Genomic DNA, 16,894 nt, shown 5'->3' on the forward strand with positions numbered 1-16,894 from the left:
AAATACTATTTTATTTGGAATTAATTTTTAAGAATTTTAACCACTTCATTTTTGTCTCCAGCACTTAAATTAAAGAAATAGGCACCAGTAGCAAGATTTGAGATGTCTAAAGTATTTTCAATTCCGTTTAATGACTTTGTCATCACTATTTTACCGGTTAAATCAGTAACTGATAAATTATAGGAATCCACATCAGCAACAGAAATCGTCACTATTGATGTTGCTGGGTTTGGATATACTTTAAATTTGGTTTGTGCCACATTTGAAACACCCAATTGTCCTGTTAATTTAAAAATACCATCGGTTAATGAATCGAAACTGAAACCTGCACACCAACCAGTACTAGCATTTAAAAATGCAGAAGCGCCTCTTTGTTCGAGAGACTCAACATCTGTCCATGTTGCGCCGTTGTCTGTACTAACAGAAGTCCCAACAGGTGCCGCTTGTGAAGTAGCAACGATTGTAGTAGTTCCGGGTATATAGGTTAAGATACGACGGGTTCCTGTAAACGGAGTTCCAGCAGACCATGTTTGACCACCGTTTGTAGTTGTATAAAAAGTGTATGTTGTACCTTGAGTTCTAAGAATACAGCCGTTACTAGCATTACTAAATTTTAAACTTCCGCTATCAGTAGCACTACCAAAATCTGTTAATGGAGATTGAAAAGCTGACCAAGTAATTCCCGAGTCATCAGTTCTATATATTCTTCCTCTATTTGTTGTAAACCATAATGTTTGTCCAACGGCAGTTGGAGTTGAATTGTATCCATATTCACCACTTAAAGGATTTGGTAATGCGGCAGCTGCGATTTGTGTCCAGTTATTACCCCCATCGGTTGTTCTGTAAATTTCCATTTCACCTAACCCTGATCCTATTGGATCACCATAAGCAATACCAACATTAGCATTCCAAAAATACACACTATTTAAAAATGAGGAGCCAGTAGTTTGAAAACCATTAGCTAATTGTTGTGTCCAACTCTCACCTCCATCGGTTGTTTTATAGATGACACCGTTACCAGCAGTTGGTATTAAGGCGCTCACCCATGCCGTAGTTCCGCTTACGGGGCTAATGTTATTAATTTCCAACAAAGAATTTCCCATTTCTATGTTACGAGCCGTCCAAGAAGCACCACCATTTGTAGTTACCGTACACTGTTGAGCATTGTCACCCAGCCCTGAACCATCATAAGCTAAACCCCAAACCGTGTTAGCATCAACAATTCTTATATCACTTAATCCTCTGAATTGTTCAGAGAATCCTGTGGCTTGAGAAGTCCACTGTGCGTTTGTGTTTGAAAATGAGGCAATTAAACTTAAAGAAAGTAATAGTTTTTTCATAATATCTTGTTTTAATTTTAAATTATGTGCACTAAATTAGTAAATTATGAGTAATAAAATATAAAACTGTCTATTTTTGTAAAGAATTAACATCACAATAATGACAATTTTACTACTTGGCTCTGGCGGAAGAGAGCATGCTTTGGCTTATAAAATGCTCCAAAGTCCAAAATGCAACAGACTTTTTGTTTCCCCAGGAAATGCAGGAACCGCCAAGATAGCAACTAATATACCAATAGGTCCAAACGATTTTGAAGCCATCAAAGAATTTGTTTTATTGGAAAAAATAGATATGGTTGTCGTAGGTCCCGAAGACCCATTAGTGCTTGGAATTTTTGATTTTTTCAAGAGCAACTCTGAGATTAATCATATTCCAGTTATTGGTCCATCTAAAGTAGGCGCTCAATTAGAAGGAAGTAAAGAATTTGCTAAGGAATTCCTAGTAAAACACAATATTCCAACAGCAGCGTATGATAGTTTTACGTCAGAAACTGTTGAAAAAGGCTGCTTGTTTTTAGAATCATTACAACCTCCTTATGTCTTAAAAGCGGATGGATTAGCTGCTGGAAAAGGCGTGTTAATTCTTCAGGATTTAGAAGAAGCCAAAAACGAATTACGAAACATGCTCATTCATGCCAAATTTGGTAAAGCAAGTAATAAAGTTGTCATTGAAGAGTTTCTGGACGGAATAGAACTAAGTTGCTTTGTTTTGACCGATGGTAAAAACTATAAAATTTTACCAACTGCCAAAGATTACAAACGTATAGGCGAAAGCGATACAGGGTTAAATACTGGCGGAATGGGAGCCGTTTCACCCGTTCCTTTTGTAGACGAAGTCTTGATGGATAAAATTGAAAACCGAATTGTAAAACCAACTGTTGAGGGCTTGCTAAAAGACAAAGTTGAATACAAAGGATTCATTTTTATCGGATTGATAATCGTCAATGGCGAACCCATCGTAATCGAATATAATGTAAGAATGGGTGATCCCGAAACCGAAGTGGTGATGCCGAGAATTAAATCGGATGTTGTAGCATTGTTTCAGGCAGTTGCTAATCAAAAATTGAACGAAGTTACTTTAGAAATTGACCCGAGAAGTGCCACAACCGTAATGTTGGTTTCGGGAGGTTATCCAGAAGAGTATGAAAAAGGCTTTGAAATTTATGGATTGGAAAACGTTCTCGATTCTCTGGTTTTTCATGCGGGCACCAAATTAGAAAACGGAAAAGTTATAACTAATGGAGGAAGAGTTTTGGCCATTACGTCTTTTGGGAATGATTTTCAACAAGCCATAAAAAAATCTTACCAAAACATAGACAAGCTTCATTTTGATAAGATGTATTTTAGAAAAGATATTGGCAAAGATTTAAATAATTCCTAATTTTCCCCTTTGGGGATTAAGGGGCTTTTACTTTAAAAAAGAGTGAGCCGTTGTGTCTTGGTTTTCTTCGTTGTTTTCTTTGTGTGATTGTAATTGTTTGCACCAATATACCATATAATATCCACAAATAATCACCAGTGTCCAACTTACAATGTTGGCCAACCACCAGTTGCTTAACTCTAAAGAACGAAGTAAATCAAGTGGCTTGAATAAAAAATCTACAAATAAAGATTGAATGCCTTCAAAAAATGCTCTCATTTTATAAAATGTTATATTTACGAGCACAAATGTATAAAATATCCTTATGATAACAAGTGTTTTTAAAAAATCTACAATAGTTAATTACATACTAATTGTGGTTTTACTTTTGATTTTCTTTTTTATATATCAAACAAGTAACTTGTTGACAGCAACTTCTGCCAAAGCATTTCCTAAAGCCGCAGCGCTGCTTTCAGTATTGTTATCATCTGTTTTTTTAGTAAATTTTACCGTAAAAAAAAATAATCTAACCAAAAACAGTAGCTATACCATTTTGTTTTTTCTATTATTTCTACTCATTTTTCCATCCGTTTTTTCAAGCACAAGTTTATTGTTCGCCAATTTTTTTCTACTCTTAGCCATCAGAAGATTGATTTCATTACAAACATCAAAATCCCCGAAGGAAAAGATTTTTGATGCTTCAATTTGGATTTTCATAGCCAGTTTATTTCATTTTTGGTGTATACTTTTTATTCTCTTAGTATACATTTCGATATTTTTCCATGTTTCTAGAGATTATAGAAATTGGCTTTTACCATTTTTGGCTTTCTTTGCAACAGCAATCATTTTTTTGGTAGCTGCTTTAGCATTTGATCAAACTTGGATTAGACATATTATGGACCAAACTCAAACTAATTTTGAGCTTGACTATTTTACTAATAATTATCAAAATATTGCACTATCATTTTTTGTTGTAATCGCTTTATATTTCGTTGTCTCAATGATCTTTTCATTAACCAACAAACCCCTAATTCTTCAAGCTTCTTATAAAAAAATGATCTTGGGATTTTTAATTGGAGTGTCTATTTTTCTTATTTCTCCGGAAAAAAATAATACAATATTACTCTTTACTTTTATGCCTTTGTCGGTAATGTGTACTGTAAATATTGAATACTCTCAAAGGCAGATGTATCAGGAAATAGTATTGTTATTATTAATTGCCGGAAGTTGTTTGTGCTTTTTTACACAACTATAATTTACTCCCATAAGCCAAATCTCCAGCATCGCCAAGACCAGGAACAATATAGTTTTTTTCGTTGAGTTTTTCATCAAGAGCAGCTACCCAAAGATGACAATTGGCAGGAAGGTTTTTTTCTAAAAAAGCAATGCCTTCTGGAGCGGCAATTACCACCGCAATGTGGATTGTTTTTGGTTTTTGTTCCAAATGTAGTTTTTGTAAAACCGCCACAATGGATTGTCCTGTGGCCAACATAGGATCAATTAAAATTAAGTTTTTATCTTCAAATGATGGCGCTGCTTGGTATTCTACCAAAATTTCAAATTTATCGTCGTTATCATAATGGTGACGATAGGCAGAAACAAAGCCATTTTCGGCATTGTCAAAAATGTTCATAAAACCAGTATGCAAAGCCAATCCAGCACGAAGAATAGAACATAAAACCACATGGTCAGCAATAGTGGTTGTGTGTTTTATACCTAGTGGTGTTTGCACATCTATTTTTTCATAGTCTAACGTTTTACTCAACTCGTATGCCATGATTTCGCCTATGCGCTCTATGTTTTTACGAAAACGCATGCTGTCTTTTTGGATAGTTACATCCCGAATTTGAGCCAAAAAATGATTGAGAATACTATTTTGTTCTGAAATATAATGAATGTGCATGATAAAGGTTTAAAGTTTAAGGTTTAAAGTTTCAAGTCAAATGTATAAAAACTATATTTGTAAATTAAAATTTCAACTTATGTTTTCACAATTTGCCTTTCCTATTTTCGAGCAAAGTATTAAAGAGTATCACATTATTGATGATGTATATCAGCCAACATTAAATCCTCATACCAAAGGAACCATCGAATATTTATTGTATGCTAAAAACTGGGTTGATACCGTGCAATGGCATTATGAAGACATCATTCGCGACCCAAATATTGACCCCGTAGCCGCTTTAGACTTGAAAAGAAAAATTGATGCATCCAACCAAGTTCGTACCGACATGGTAGAATATATTGACAGCTATTTTTTGCAAAAACACGCAGCCGTTCAAGTAAAACCAAATGCTAAAATCAACACCGAAAGTCCGGCATGGGCAATTGATAGATTATCGATTTTAGCTTTGAAAATTTACCACATGAGCGAAGAAGCCAATCGTGCAGAAGCTTCGGCTGAACACAGAGCGAAATGTCGAGAGAAATTAAATGTATTGTTAGACCAAAAAAGTGATATGTTTATTTCTATCAATGATTTATTGACCGACATTGAAAACGGAGACAAGTTCATGAAAGTCTATAAGCAAATGAAAATGTACAACGATGATGATTTGAATCCAGTGTTGTATCAGAATAAGAAGTAAAGGATAAACCATTAAGGCAATAAGTTTTATTAAGTATCGTCTTAATTTTTCTTAATGGTTTTAAAAAATATAATTTGTCAAAACCAACCCAACATATAGCCGTAATTCGTCTCTCAGCCATGGGCGATGTGGCAATGACTGTTCCAGTTATCAGAGCATTTATGCAGCAAAACCCTTGTATAAAAATCACAGTCGTTTCTCGACCGTTTTTCAAACCTTTTTTTGACGGAATTCACAATGTTGATTTCTTCTCGGTTGACGTCAAAGGAAGACACAAAGGTTTTTTCGGCTTACTGAAATTGTACTCGGATTTGAAGAAACGTAACATCGATGCTATTGCCGATTTACACAACGTTTTGCGCTCTCAAATCATTAGAAAGTTATTTGCATTCAGTGGAAAAAAAGTAGCGTTTACCGATAAAGGCAGGGCTGAGAAAAAAGCACTTACTAGAGCCGAAAATAAAATATTTCAACCTTTAAAATCAATGGTAGATAGACATGTTGATACCTTTAATCAATTGGGTTTTAAGGTTGACATATCTAATCCAATCTTTCCTCAAAAAGCCATTTTATCCAATGAGATTGTAAAAATATTGGGAGAAAAAGGAAATAATAAATGGATTGGAATTGCACCCTTTGCTCAATATGAAAGCAAGGTATATCCTTTGGATTTAATGCAAAAAGTGATTGATGATTTGGCCTCAAACACAACCCATAAAATCTTTCTTTTTGGTGGCGGAAACAAAGAAATTGAAATTTTAAATTCTCTTGCAAACAAAAAAGCAAACGTAATAACTATTGCTGGGAAACTCAATTTGCACCAAGAATTACAACTTATTACCAATCTCAACGTAATGCTTTCTATGGACAGCGGCAATTCTCATATTGCAGCGATGCTTGGTATAAAAGTCATCACACTTTGGGGTGCGACACATCCTTTTGCCGGATTTGCGCCATTCAATCAACCGCTTGAAAATTGTTTAACTGCCGATAGAGAAATGTATCCATTATTACCAACTTCGGTTTATGGAAATAAAAAAGTAGCAGGTTATGAAGAGGTAATGCGAAGTATTTCGGTGGAGAAAGTAGTTTTTAGTATTCAGTCACAGTTGGCAGAATAAGAGTTTATCTTTAACAAGTGTATAGTTTGGTGAGATTTTAATTTGTGTTAATTCGTGAAATTTGTGTTTATTTTAACTCACAAATAAATCTTATTTATTCTACAAATCTCTAAAATATAACTTTTTAAATTGGAAATTGTAGCTTGATAATTCGGTGCTTCATAGCCAAATCGTTCGTGTTCCAACTGTTCTTTTTCGATAGCTTTGCAACCTTTTATGACTTCCTTAATCATGTCAAGCATAATGAGTTCTTTGCTTTTTTCTTTTTCAAATTTTAAGTCAACTAACTCGTCTTCTAATCTTTCGCAATATTCCAAAAGCTCCTGAACTTCGGGTTCATACAAAAGATCAGGAGCTTTTTTAAATATTTCTAGTTTGTTTTTCATTTCCAATTACAATATCAATTGCAAAAATCAAAATCAATTTTAAAATCTGAAATCATTAATCAACAATCTTCAATCTATACATCATCATAATCCACATAAATCTCCGAGGATGTTGGATGTGCTTGACACGTTAAAATCAAACCTTCTGCTATTTCGCCATCGGTTAAAATGGAATTCTTTTTCATTTCGGCAGAACCACTTGTAATTCGGGCTAAGCATGAACTGCAAATGCCGCCTTGGCAAGAATAGGGCGCATCTATACCTTGTTTCAGAGCTGCTTCGAGAACGGTTTGCTTTTGCGACATTTCAAATGTCGTTTCTTCATCATCTACCATCACCGTGATTTTGGTGTGACCTGAATGACTTTCTGTAGCAGTATTTTCCTTTGAAGAAGGTGTAGAAAACAATTCAAATTTGATGTTTTTATCAGCAATATTGTGCTCTTTTAAAACAGTGGTAACTAGATTTATCATTTCTTTTGGCCCGCATAAATAAAACGTATCAAATTCTTTTTCTTTGTGTTTGTTGTTCAAAACAAAGTTAACGGCCGACTTATCAATTCTGCCAAAAAGTTCATTTTCTATTTTTACTTGACTGTAAACATAATGTACAAAAAAACGGCCTATATATTTTAATTGAAGGTCATGTAATTCGTTGTAAAAAATAGTTTCTTCAGGACTTTTATTGCCATAAACTAAAACAAATGTGCTGTTTGGTTCACTTTCTAAAACCGATTTCAGAATGGACATAACAGGAGTAATTCCGCTACCAGCTGCAAATCCAGCATAATTTTTTAATCTATCAGCATTGGGTTCAAATGTAAACCTACCTTCGGGCTGGCTGGCTTCAAGAATATCACCAACTTTTAGATTTTCGTTTGCAAATTTGGAGAAAAGGCCACTTTTCACTGATTTAATAGCAATTCGTAACTCACCACTATTGGGTGAGGAGCAAATAGAATAGGCACGACGAATTTCTTCACCGTCTAAGGTTAATTTTAGATTAACATATTGACCAGCAATGAATTGATAAGCTGATTTTAGTTCGGTTGGAATAGAAAAGGTAACTGAAATGGCATTTGCTGTTTCGTGTTTTACTTCTTTGATGTGTAATTTATAAAACGATGACATGAAATATTTTTTTTGTAAAGGTAAAGAAATAGCAACGAATAGAAAAAGAAAGAAACTTTGAAAGTCTGTAACATTTTCCTATTTTTAGAAACTAATTCAAAAATTTAAACCGTTAACTATGTTCAAGCATTTCATTAAATTAGAATGGAAATCTTTTTTTCGTTCGGCATCCTTTGCAACTAATTTAGCTTTGAAAATCATAATGGGTTTAGGAGCTTTATATTTTATGGTATGTTTTGCCATATTAGGTTCCGCAGTTTTTTTTATTTTAAAAGAGGAGGGATTAGAACCACTTTCCACGATTAACACCTATATCATTTATTATTTAGTGGGTGATTTGATTATGAGATGGTTAATCCAAAAAATGCCGGTTACCAATATTAAACCTTTATTGACACTGCCCATAAAGAGAAGTACAATTGTTCATTATTCATTAGGAAAAACAGCCATTTCTTTTTTTAATATCATTCATGCTTTTTTCTTTTTGCCGTTTACCATTGTTTTGTTAATTGAAGGTTATGGTTATCAAGCTATTCTTTGGCATTTGGCCATGATGGCGCTGATTTATGCAAATAATTTCCTGAATGTAATCATAAATAATAAAGACATTGTTTTTTACCCATTGGTAGCTATAGTGGCTTCACTAGGTTTGGCACAATACTATCAATTTTTCAACATTACAGAGTACACCAAACCTTTTTTTCAAGGAATGTATGACACCAATTATTTATTTTTAATTCCAATACTTTTACTCATAATTACCTATTATTTTGCGTTTAATTATTTCAAAAATGATTTGAATTTAGATACAGGTTTGGCTAAGAAAAGTGCTGAAGCAAAAACCGAAAATCTTACTTGGTTGAACCAATTTGGAACATTAGGAACATTTCTTAAAAACGACATCAAACTGTTGAAAAGGAACAAACGTTCCAGAACTACTGTAATAATGAGTTTTCTTTTTGTTTTCTATGGATTACTCTTTTTCACTAATTCAATTGAAGCTTATAATAATCCCGCCATGCATGTGTTTGCTGGCATCTTTGTATCGGGTGGATTTTTATTTACTTTCGGACAGTTTGTTCCCAGTTGGGATAGTGCATACTATCAACTTATGATGAGCCAAAATATTAGCTACCGACAATATTTGAATTCAAAGTGGTGGTTGATGGTTATTGCAACCATAATTTCAACAGTTATAGCTTCGTTTTATTTGTATTTTGGATGGCAAACCTATATGTTAATAGTGGTTGGAGCTATTTATAATATTGGGGTAAACTCTCATTTGGTATTGCTTGGAGGTGCTTTTGTGAAAACACCCATTGATTTGACAATGGCAAACAAAGCATTTGGCGATAAACAAGCATTTAATATGAAAACCTTGTTAATTTCTTTGCCAAAATTATTAGTACCAATGCTGCTATATGCTGCGGGATATTATTTGTTTTCTGCCAACATTGGATTTTTATTCGTTGCAATTGCCGGAATTTTAGGATTTGCTTTGAGAAATACAGTATTTTCTAAAATTGAAAAAATCTATAAAACAGAAAAATACGCTACCATTGCTGCTTACAAACAGAAAAATTAGTGTCCAGTTTTCAGTCTCAGTTTTCAAAAATAAACCTCAAAACCTTATAAACCTCATAAACGCAAAAAAATGATACAAGTAACAAATTTAACCAAAAAATATATTGCAGGAGTAAACGTTTTAAATATTTCAAACTTGGAAATCCCAAAAGGACAAAGCTTTGGTTTAGTAGGAAACAATGGTGCTGGAAAAACCACTTTTTTTAGTTTGCTTTTGGATTTAATTCAACCAAGTTCAGGACATATAATAAACAATGGCGTTCAAGTCAACACAAGTGAAGCATGGAAACCTTTCACCTCGGCGTTTATCGACGAAAGCTTTTTGATTGGTTATTTAACCGCCGAAGAATACTTTTATTTCATTGGTGATTTACGAGGACAAAATAAAGCCGATGTCGATGCTTTATTAACCAAACATGAAGAATTCTTTAACGGAGAAATCTTGAAAAGCAAAAAATACCTTAGAGATTTATCCAAAGGGAATATGAAAAAAGTGGGCATTATCGCTACTTTAATTGGAAACCCAGAAGTAGTTATTCTAGATGAACCTTTTGCAAATTTGGATCCAACTACTGTAAATAGATTGAAAAAAATCATAAAAGAATTAGCTCATAATCCAGAAGTAACTGTTCTCGTTTCTAGTCACGATTTGGTTCATACTGTTGAGGTTTGTAACAGAATTGTAGCACTTAGTTTAGGCGAAGTGGTTAAAGACATTCAAACTTCTCCAGAAACTTTGAGAGAGCTGGAAGCATTTTTTGCAGTCTAATTTTTTGCTATATCAAAAAGAAACGTATTTTTACCCGTTAGTTATACTATTTATAACTTTTTCACGTTACAATACAAACCGTTTCGCTTTGAAAACCAATACAATTAAATATATCGTCTTTTCGGGATTACTGATTTTTTTGATAGCATGCTCTACCAAGAAAGATACAATTCTTTCTAGAAATTATCATGCGCTTAGTACCAAAGACAATGTTTTATATAATGGTGGAATTGCTTTGGATAAAGGAGTCGCAGAGGTAAAACAAGCAAACATTGATAATTTTTGGGAACTGCTTCCAATTGAGAGAATGCAAATTTCAGATCAAAGCATGATGCCAGGACAAACCAAAAACGCCAACTTTGAAAAAGCAGAAACCAAAGCAACTAAAGCCATTCAGAAACATTCAATGAATATTGGCGGGTCCGAAAAAAACCCACAAATGGATGAAGCATACCTAATGCTCGGAAAAGCAAGATATTATGATCAACGATTTGTTCCTGCCTTGGATGCCTTTAACTATGTTTTGAGTAAATCTCCCAACAGCAATAAAATATACATCGTAAAAATTTGGAGAGAAAAAACCAATATGCGCCTTGATAATGATGCATTAGCTGTTAAAAATCTGCAAAAATTACTGAAAGAAATAAAATTTAAAGATCAAATTTTTGCAGATGCCAACGCAACTTTAGCTCAGGCATTTATCAATTTGCAAGAAAAAGACAGTGCTGTTGCTAAACTAAAAATTGCAAAGGAATATACAAAATCAAATGAGGAAGTATCCAGGTACAATTATATTTTAGGGCAACTTTATGAACAACTAGGATATAAAGACAGCGCCTATGCCAGTTATCAATCGGTAATTGATATGCATAGAAGAGCGGCAAAATCATATGTAATTCATGCTCACGCAAGACAAGCGGCTCAATTTGATTACAAAAAAGGAGATACCGTTGCTTTTCTTAAGAAGTATGATGATTTGCTAAAAGACAGAGAGAACAGACCTTTTCTAGATGTGATACACCATCAATTGGCACTATTTCGCGAAAAAACCAATAATAAAGAATTAGCAAAAAAAGAGTATAACCTTTCTTTAAAAAAGAAAACACAAGATACGTATCTCGCGGCATCTAATTACAGAAACTTAGCGGACATCTGTTTTATAGAATCTAAGTTTATCAAAGCAGGGAAATATTACGATAGTACTTTAGTTAATTTGAAACCAAGAACTAGAGAGTATAATTTGATAAAAAAGAAACGAGAAAATCTCGATGATGTAATTAAATATGAGGGAATTGCTCAGAGTAACGATAGTATTATATCGCTTTATAATATGTCAGCTAGTGATAGAACCACGTATTTCGAAACGTATATAGCCAAGCTTAAAAAAGAAGACGAAGCAAAGAAAAAGTTGGCCGAAAAAGAAGCTAGAATCAAAGAGAATATTGCAAAAAATAATGGAGGTTCTGATGTTAAAGGAGAAAATGCTAACATGATCAAAGGGAAATCTAAGCCTAAAGAGACCAATAATGTTGCGTCATTATCAGGAAACAGCGGAAGTGTTTTTTATTTCTACAACCCTACAACCGTAGCCTATGGGAAAGTAGAATTTGCTAAAAACTGGGGAAAAAGAACACTGAAAGACAACTGGCGCGTTTCTTCACTTTCGGAAAAAGGAACTAGTAGTGAAAAGGATTCCGATTCAAATGACTCAGATAAAGATTCCGATTCAAAAGATGTTGCTGCAGTTGATGAACGATATACACCAGAGTTTTATACCAAACAAATTCCAGTTTCTCAGACTTTAATTGATAGTTTGAGTAAAGAAAGAAACTTCGCCAATTATCAATTGGGAATTATTTATAAAGAGAAATTTAAAGAGTTTCAATATGCCGTAAACAGATTTGAAAAATTATTAGGAGACAATCCAGAGGAAAGATTGGTATTACCTTCAATGTATAATTTATATAAGCTATACGAAATTATAGATAAAGAAAGGGCAGAAGCTACAAAAGCAAGCATCATTTCACAATATCCTAATTCTAGATATGCTCAAATTTTGCTTAATCCATCAAGTGAAGCAGAAGAATCTAGTGACTCCCCAAATTCGGTTTACCAAAAATTGTATAAGCAAAATAAAGACGGAGAATTTAAAGCAGCTTTGGCTGGAACAGAAAGCGCAATAAACAGATTTACAGGAGAAGAAATTGTTCCAAAATTAGAATTATTGAAGGCCCAAATAACAGGTAAACTGAATGGTTTAATTGAATTTAGAACGGCTTTAAATTATGTTTCCTTAAATTATCCCAACAGCGAAGAAGGGAAAAAAGCAGAAAAATTAATCACCGTAGATTTACCAAAACTTGAAGCGTTGCAGCTGTCAAAAGCACCTTCAAAAAACTGGAAAGTATTGTATGCCACCAAAGATTTTGAAAACGCAACAACCAAAACACTTCGTGATAAAATCAAGAAGTTCATTACCGATAGAAATTTAACCAAACTTTCTATTTCTTTGGATATTTACACGATGACAGATAATTTTGTGGTAATACATGGTATTTCTTCAGAAGATTTGGCAAATGGAGTCGCCACGGTTTTAAAAGAATTTAAAGAATATAAGGTGCAAAACACACCAATTATTATATCGGCAGAAAACTATACCATCGTTCAAATTAAAAAGAATATAGCCGAATATTTAGCAGGTAATCTTCCTGACACTGCGCCACCACCAAATTGGGACGGCACTATAGAAAGAGTTGCAGCAGTTCAACCGCCACCGCCCGCAAATACAAATCAGCAGCCACAACAAAATCAAGAAGGGCAAAACGAACTTAATGGTAAAGACAAACAGCCTGAAGGAGGCGAATTCGGACCACCACCATCACCCGGAATGCCAAATACAGGTAAAAAAGGATAGAAAACATGTTTGAAAAAAGTCCAAAATCATACACCGATCTTTTAGGTAAAACCAACAGAATTGTTGAGGGAACTAGTATTCACGGAGATATAAATTCGCCAGCAGATTTTCGTTTAGACGGACATTTAATAGGTAATTTTCAATCTAAAGGAAAGATTGTAATCGGCCCAGCCGGTAGCGTTAAAGGCGATATTATTTGTAAAAATGCCGATATCGAAGGTAAATTTGAAGGCAAAATTCAAGTACAAGAAATCCTTAATGTTAAATCCAAAGCACATATTATTGGTGATGTAGTTTGCGGTAAATTATCTGTTGAACCAGGCGCTGAATTTAGCGCAACATGTGTTATGAAACCACCTGTAAAAAACATGATAAGCGATGGAAAATCCACAGAGGAAAAAACAGCGTAACAAATGGCTGTCGCTGATCAATATTCCATTTCAAATGGGACTTATTGTTTTTTTATTTTCACAATTAGGGCAATGGCTTGACCTAAAATTCGTTAATAAACACAACCTTTACCTAAAACTCTTTACTATAGTTGGTGTTGTTTTAGCGTTTTATAACATAGGCAGACAATTAAAAGAAATAAACAAATCGGGACAAGAATAATGAATGTAATAAAAAACCGCTCATTTTTAATCATAATTCTAGCCGCCATTTTTGGCTTTATAATCCACAAAACCATAGCACACTTTTTAATTCCTAAAGGCTTTGAAGATAATTTTATCTACTCAACGCTTTTACTTTATGGCATTTTTGGATTACTTTCTTTTGTTATTGTGTTTTTGCTGATCAAAGTAAAAAAAACGTCTGTAGATTATGTTGGCTATGCCTTTTTGGCGGCAACTACTCTAAAAATGGTCATTGCCTATGCACTACTGAGACCAATTATCCAAATACAGCTACCAAAAACGCCAGCTGAAAAGATAAGTTTTTTTGTAATTTTTATCTACTTTTTAGCAATAGAAACCATTCTAACCATCCGGATTTTAAACAATAAGCAATAAATTGTTTTATATTCGACAATTCCATCAAAAAAAATAAAACATATACTTTTTAATATTAATTAAAAGTGTACTTTTGCACCAAATTTCAGAAATAAAATTTAGACAAATCATAGTTATGGTGTTTTCAAGAAAATCATTCCTTTATAGTTTAGTAGCTTCAATCGCTTTTTTACCTTCAGTTATATTGGCTAATTCACCTGAAACAACATCAGAAATCAAAGAAGTTGTTGCTAAAGAAAGCCAAGATCCTGATGCTGAAATTAGGGCTCAGATAGATGAAGTAAAAAATCATCACGTTTTAGACGGACATAGTTTTAGTTTATTTGCAGATGAAGCGACAGGGAAGCATTATGGTTTTCCTCTTCCTATCATACTTTGGGATAATGGACTGCAAGTTTTTTCTTCTTCCAAATTTCATGATGGTGAATCAGTAGCCGAACATAATGGTAATCATTACGTTTTACACCACGAAAAAATATACAAAACAGATGCAACCGGAACCTTAACAGAACACGAAGGTCACCCAACTAACGAAAAACCTCTTGATTTTTCCATAACAAAAGGCGTATTCACCATGTTGATTATTGCACTTTTAATGTTCTTATTGTTTAGAAGTTTAGGGAAATCATACGCTAAAAACGGCGGAGTAGCCAGGGGAGCAGGAAGATTTTTTGAGCCAATCGTATTGTTCGTTCGTGACGAAATTGCGATTCCCAACATCGGAGAAAGACATTATAAAAAATACATGAGTCATCTGTTGACGGTATTTTTCTTTATTTGGTTTTTAAACGTAGTGGGGATGACACCCTTCGGAATCAATGTAACAGGTAATATTTCTGTGACTTTTGGATTGGCAGTATTGACCTTTATCATCACAACATTTACAGCAAAAAAAGATTATTGGATGCATATTTTTTGGATGCCAGGAGTTCCTGTTCCAATGAAATTTATATTAGCACCAATTGAACTAATGGGCGCTATCATCAAACCGTTTTCATTAATGATTCGTTTGTACGCTAATATGTTTGCAGGCCATATCGTTATTATGAGTTTGATTGGAATGATGTTTATTTTCAAAAGCTGGATTGGTAGTCCATTGGCTTTCGGACTATCGTTTATCATCTCATTAATTGAAATTTTAGTAACGCTATTACAAGCTTATATTTTTACCATGTTAACCGCTTTGTATTTTGGTTCGGCTGTTGAAGAGCATCATCATGAACACGAAGGAGCCGAGCATCATTAATAAATGTCCAGTGGACATTCTATGCGAGTAGCCAGCCGGCGCGTTGGCACATTAATAATTTGAATGTTTAATTAAATATATATACATTATGGAAGGTACTCTTAATTTAGTAGGAGCAGGATTAGTAGTTATTGGAGTAGGAATTGGTATTGGTAGAATCGGTGGTTCTGCATTAGATGCAATTGCTCGTCAACCAGAAGCTACAGCAAAAATTCAAACAGTGATGCTTATTGCAGCGGCACTTATTGAAGGTATTGGTTTTGCAGCTTTATTTGCTGTAAAATAATAAAAAAAGTAAACTAAAAGCTGCAACGGTTGGTTGTAGCTTTGGTTTATCTTTAAAAAAATTAAAAAATCACACTATATATTACATAATATAAATTTAAATTATGGAAAAGTTAATAAATGATTTCTCATTCGGATTGTTCTTCTGGCAAACGTTAATCTTCTTGTTGTTGGTTTTCTTACTAAGAAAATTCGCCTGGAAACCGATTCTTGACGCCGTTAATGAAAGAGAAGAAGGAATTAAAAACGCATTACTTTCTGCAGAAATTGCAAAAAGAGATATGCAAAATCTTAAATCAGATAACGAAAAATTGTTAGCTGAAGCAAGAGTAGAAAGAGATATTATCCTAAAAGAAGCTAGAGAGATAAAAGATAAAATTATTTCTGAAGCTAAAGAAGATGCTCAAGTTCAAGCAGGTAAAATGATTGAACAAGCAAAAGCTGCCATCAACAGTGAGAAAAATGCTGCGATGTCAGAATTAAAAAACCAAGTTTCTTCTTTGTCTATTTCGATTGCAGAAAAAGTATTGAGAGAAGAATTATCTAACAAAGAATCTCAAACAAAATTGGTTGTTCAACTGTTGGGTGATGTTAAATTAAATTAATCGGTATGTCAAGAGCTGCGATTAGATATGCAAAAGCAATTTTAGAAACTGCGGTTTCAAACGGAAAAGCAAGCCAAGTAAATGAGGATATGAAATCTATCATTGCTGCGGTTGAATCGAGTGCTGATTTAAAAGAATTTTTGACAAGCCCAATCATTATTTCAGAAGTGAAGATGAAAGCCTTGTCAGAAGTTTTTGGGTCGGTTCAGGCGGATACCAAATCGCTTTTCAGATTGCTACAAGAAAACAAAAGATTTGAAATATTAGAAGCTATTGCTTCACAATACATCACTCAATTTGACGAAATGAATGGCGTTGAAGTGGCAAACGTTACTACAGCTTTTCCTATTACAGCCGATTTAGAAGCTAAAATATTGGCAAAAGCAGCTACTATTTCAACCAAAAAACTAACCATTCAAAATACTATCGATCCTTCAATTATTGGCGGATTTATATTGAGAATAGGCGATAAACAGTATAATGCTTCTGTATCCAACAGATTGCAAGAATTAAAAAGAGAATTTAGTAACTAGATTACCATTAAAGATAGATCAAA

At 33.8% G+C, this 16,894-nt stretch carries 19 protein-coding genes; 14 read left to right on the forward strand and 5 right to left on the reverse strand.

Annotated elements, in window-relative coordinates:
- Positions 1 to 20: 20 nt before the first annotated feature.
- Positions 21 to 1,340: a T9SS type A sorting domain-containing protein gene (locus tag ACIQ2L_RS03135; protein WP_396156349.1), complete on the reverse strand. Its 1,320-nt coding sequence runs from the start codon at positions 1,338 to 1,340 to the stop codon at positions 21 to 23.
- A 100-nt stretch (positions 1,341 to 1,440) separates the two neighbouring features.
- Between ACIQ2L_RS03135 and purD the strand changes: the two genes are divergently transcribed.
- Entirely contained in the window at positions 1,441 to 2,721 is a 1,281-nt protein-coding gene (gene purD / locus ACIQ2L_RS03140) for a phosphoribosylamine--glycine ligase (protein WP_396156351.1), read from the forward strand.
- Positions 2,722 to 2,748: 27 nt separating this feature from the next.
- Here the strand turns inward: purD and ACIQ2L_RS03145 are convergent, their stop codons facing one another.
- Positions 2,749 to 2,979 (reverse strand): uracil phosphoribosyltransferase, encoded by a 231-nt coding sequence (locus ACIQ2L_RS03145; protein WP_396156353.1) that lies wholly within the window; start codon positions 2,977 to 2,979, stop codon positions 2,749 to 2,751.
- A 46-nt stretch (positions 2,980 to 3,025) separates the two neighbouring features.
- Between ACIQ2L_RS03145 and ACIQ2L_RS03150 the strand changes: the two genes are divergently transcribed.
- Complete coding sequence (locus ACIQ2L_RS03150; RefSeq protein ID WP_396156355.1) at positions 3,026 to 3,955, forward strand: DUF6427 family protein; 930 nt, start codon at positions 3,026 to 3,028, stop codon at positions 3,953 to 3,955.
- Here the strand turns inward: ACIQ2L_RS03150 and upp are convergent.
- The gene (gene upp / locus ACIQ2L_RS03155) at positions 3,950 to 4,603 is read right to left on the reverse strand and encodes a uracil phosphoribosyltransferase (protein ID WP_396156356.1); all 654 of its coding nucleotides are present in this window, start codon (positions 4,601 to 4,603) and stop codon (positions 3,950 to 3,952) included. The two genes, ACIQ2L_RS03150 and upp, sit on opposite strands and share 6 nt — an antisense overlap.
- A 79-nt stretch (positions 4,604 to 4,682) precedes the next feature.
- Between upp and ACIQ2L_RS03160 the strand changes: the two genes are divergently transcribed.
- Together ACIQ2L_RS03160 and ACIQ2L_RS03165 are read left to right on the forward strand one after the other, a co-directional pair.
- Positions 4,683 to 5,288 (forward strand): DUF4254 domain-containing protein, encoded by a 606-nt coding sequence (locus tag ACIQ2L_RS03160; protein ID WP_396156357.1) that lies wholly within the window; start codon positions 4,683 to 4,685, stop codon positions 5,286 to 5,288.
- A gap of 119 nt (positions 5,289 to 5,407) precedes the next feature.
- The gene (locus tag ACIQ2L_RS03165) at positions 5,408 to 6,409 is read left to right on the forward strand and encodes a glycosyltransferase family 9 protein (RefSeq protein ID WP_396156613.1); all 1,002 of its coding nucleotides are present in this window, start codon (positions 5,408 to 5,410) and stop codon (positions 6,407 to 6,409) included.
- A gap of 77 nt (positions 6,410 to 6,486) precedes the next feature.
- Here the strand turns inward: ACIQ2L_RS03165 and ACIQ2L_RS03170 are convergent, their stop codons facing one another.
- A complete protein-coding gene (locus ACIQ2L_RS03170; RefSeq protein ID WP_396156359.1) occupies positions 6,487 to 6,795 on the reverse strand; it encodes a hypothetical protein in 309 nt (102 codons plus the stop codon).
- 74 nt (positions 6,796 to 6,869) lie between these two features.
- Positions 6,870 to 7,925, reverse strand: a complete 1,056-nt coding sequence (locus ACIQ2L_RS03175; protein ID WP_396156361.1) for a 2Fe-2S iron-sulfur cluster-binding protein — start codon at positions 7,923 to 7,925, stop codon at positions 6,870 to 6,872.
- 118 nt (positions 7,926 to 8,043) lie between these two features.
- On the opposite strand from ACIQ2L_RS03175, the gene ACIQ2L_RS03180 reads away from it, so the two are divergent.
- The 10 genes from ACIQ2L_RS03180 to atpH all read left to right on the forward strand — a co-directional run bounded on the left by ACIQ2L_RS03180 (position 8,044) and on the right by atpH (position 16,871).
- The gene (locus ACIQ2L_RS03180) at positions 8,044 to 9,510 is read left to right on the forward strand and encodes a DUF5687 family protein (RefSeq protein WP_396156363.1); all 1,467 of its coding nucleotides are present in this window, start codon (positions 8,044 to 8,046) and stop codon (positions 9,508 to 9,510) included.
- 69 nt (positions 9,511 to 9,579) lie between these two features.
- Positions 9,580 to 10,278, forward strand: a complete 699-nt coding sequence (locus ACIQ2L_RS03185) for an ABC transporter ATP-binding protein (RefSeq protein WP_396156364.1) — start codon at positions 9,580 to 9,582, stop codon at positions 10,276 to 10,278.
- A gap of 88 nt (positions 10,279 to 10,366) precedes the next feature.
- Positions 10,367 to 13,192: a gliding motility protein gene (locus ACIQ2L_RS03190; RefSeq protein WP_396156366.1), complete on the forward strand. Its 2,826-nt coding sequence runs from the start codon at positions 10,367 to 10,369 to the stop codon at positions 13,190 to 13,192.
- Positions 13,193 to 13,197: 5 nt separating this feature from the next.
- The gene (locus ACIQ2L_RS03195; RefSeq protein ID WP_396156368.1) at positions 13,198 to 13,602 is read left to right on the forward strand and encodes a polymer-forming cytoskeletal protein; all 405 of its coding nucleotides are present in this window, start codon (positions 13,198 to 13,200) and stop codon (positions 13,600 to 13,602) included.
- A complete protein-coding gene (locus ACIQ2L_RS03200) occupies positions 13,571 to 13,804 on the forward strand; it encodes an AtpZ/AtpI family protein (RefSeq protein ID WP_396156370.1) in 234 nt (77 codons plus the stop codon). Before ACIQ2L_RS03195 ends, ACIQ2L_RS03200 begins: the two co-directional genes overlap by 32 nt.
- Positions 13,804 to 14,202, forward strand: coding sequence for a hypothetical protein (locus ACIQ2L_RS03205; protein ID WP_396156372.1), 399 nt, complete (start codon positions 13,804 to 13,806; stop codon positions 14,200 to 14,202). The genes ACIQ2L_RS03200 and ACIQ2L_RS03205 overlap by 1 nt, the downstream gene beginning before the upstream one ends.
- 115 nt (positions 14,203 to 14,317) lie before the next feature.
- The gene (atpB, locus tag ACIQ2L_RS03210; protein WP_396156615.1) at positions 14,318 to 15,448 is read left to right on the forward strand and encodes a F0F1 ATP synthase subunit A; all 1,131 of its coding nucleotides are present in this window, start codon (positions 14,318 to 14,320) and stop codon (positions 15,446 to 15,448) included.
- 88 nt (positions 15,449 to 15,536) lie between these two features.
- Complete coding sequence (gene atpE, locus ACIQ2L_RS03215) at positions 15,537 to 15,734, forward strand: ATP synthase F0 subunit C (RefSeq protein ID WP_309614284.1); 198 nt, start codon at positions 15,537 to 15,539, stop codon at positions 15,732 to 15,734.
- Positions 15,735 to 15,837: 103 nt separating this feature from the next.
- A complete protein-coding gene (locus ACIQ2L_RS03220) occupies positions 15,838 to 16,338 on the forward strand; it encodes a F0F1 ATP synthase subunit B (RefSeq protein WP_396156374.1) in 501 nt (166 codons plus the stop codon).
- Positions 16,338 to 16,871: an ATP synthase F1 subunit delta gene (gene atpH, locus ACIQ2L_RS03225; protein WP_396156617.1), complete on the forward strand. Its 534-nt coding sequence runs from the start codon at positions 16,338 to 16,340 to the stop codon at positions 16,869 to 16,871. The genes ACIQ2L_RS03220 and atpH overlap by 1 nt, the downstream gene beginning before the upstream one ends.
- The last annotated feature ends 23 nt before the right edge of the window (positions 16,872 to 16,894 follow it).

The sequence above is a fragment of the Flavobacterium sp. genome (genome assembly GCF_044369455.1).
In the GTDB taxonomy this organism is placed as follows: Bacteria; Bacteroidota; Bacteroidia; order Flavobacteriales; family Flavobacteriaceae; genus Flavobacterium.

Excerpts from the sequence above, each read along its gene's own strand:
- ACIQ2L_RS03135 (WP_396156349.1), bottom strand. The coding sequence starts at position 1,340 with ATGAAAAAACTATTACTTTCTTTAAGTTTAATTGCCTCATTTTCAAAC.
- purD (WP_396156351.1), top strand. The coding sequence starts at position 1,441 with ATGACAATTTTACTACTTGGCTCTGGCGGAAGAGAGCATGCTTTGGCT.
- ACIQ2L_RS03145 (WP_396156353.1), bottom strand. The coding sequence starts at position 2,979 with ATGAGAGCATTTTTTGAAGGCATTCAATCTTTATTTGTAGATTTTTTA.
- ACIQ2L_RS03150 (WP_396156355.1), top strand. The coding sequence starts at position 3,026 with ATGATAACAAGTGTTTTTAAAAAATCTACAATAGTTAATTACATACTA.
- upp (WP_396156356.1), bottom strand. The coding sequence starts at position 4,603 with ATGCACATTCATTATATTTCAGAACAAAATAGTATTCTCAATCATTTT.
- ACIQ2L_RS03160 (WP_396156357.1), top strand. The coding sequence starts at position 4,683 with ATGTTTTCACAATTTGCCTTTCCTATTTTCGAGCAAAGTATTAAAGAG.
- ACIQ2L_RS03165 (WP_396156613.1), top strand. The coding sequence starts at position 5,408 with ATGGGCGATGTGGCAATGACTGTTCCAGTTATCAGAGCATTTATGCAG.
- ACIQ2L_RS03170 (WP_396156359.1), bottom strand. The coding sequence starts at position 6,795 with ATGAAAAACAAACTAGAAATATTTAAAAAAGCTCCTGATCTTTTGTAT.
- ACIQ2L_RS03175 (WP_396156361.1), bottom strand. The coding sequence starts at position 7,925 with ATGTCATCGTTTTATAAATTACACATCAAAGAAGTAAAACACGAAACA.
- ACIQ2L_RS03180 (WP_396156363.1), top strand. The coding sequence starts at position 8,044 with ATGTTCAAGCATTTCATTAAATTAGAATGGAAATCTTTTTTTCGTTCG.
- ACIQ2L_RS03185 (WP_396156364.1), top strand. The coding sequence starts at position 9,580 with ATGATACAAGTAACAAATTTAACCAAAAAATATATTGCAGGAGTAAAC.
- ACIQ2L_RS03195 (WP_396156368.1), top strand. The coding sequence starts at position 13,198 with ATGTTTGAAAAAAGTCCAAAATCATACACCGATCTTTTAGGTAAAACC.
- ACIQ2L_RS03200 (WP_396156370.1), top strand. The coding sequence starts at position 13,571 with ATGGAAAATCCACAGAGGAAAAAACAGCGTAACAAATGGCTGTCGCTG.
- ACIQ2L_RS03205 (WP_396156372.1), top strand. The coding sequence starts at position 13,804 with ATGAATGTAATAAAAAACCGCTCATTTTTAATCATAATTCTAGCCGCC.
- atpB (WP_396156615.1), top strand. The coding sequence starts at position 14,318 with ATGGTGTTTTCAAGAAAATCATTCCTTTATAGTTTAGTAGCTTCAATC.
- atpE (WP_309614284.1), top strand. The coding sequence starts at position 15,537 with ATGGAAGGTACTCTTAATTTAGTAGGAGCAGGATTAGTAGTTATTGGA.
- ACIQ2L_RS03220 (WP_396156374.1), top strand. The coding sequence starts at position 15,838 with ATGGAAAAGTTAATAAATGATTTCTCATTCGGATTGTTCTTCTGGCAA.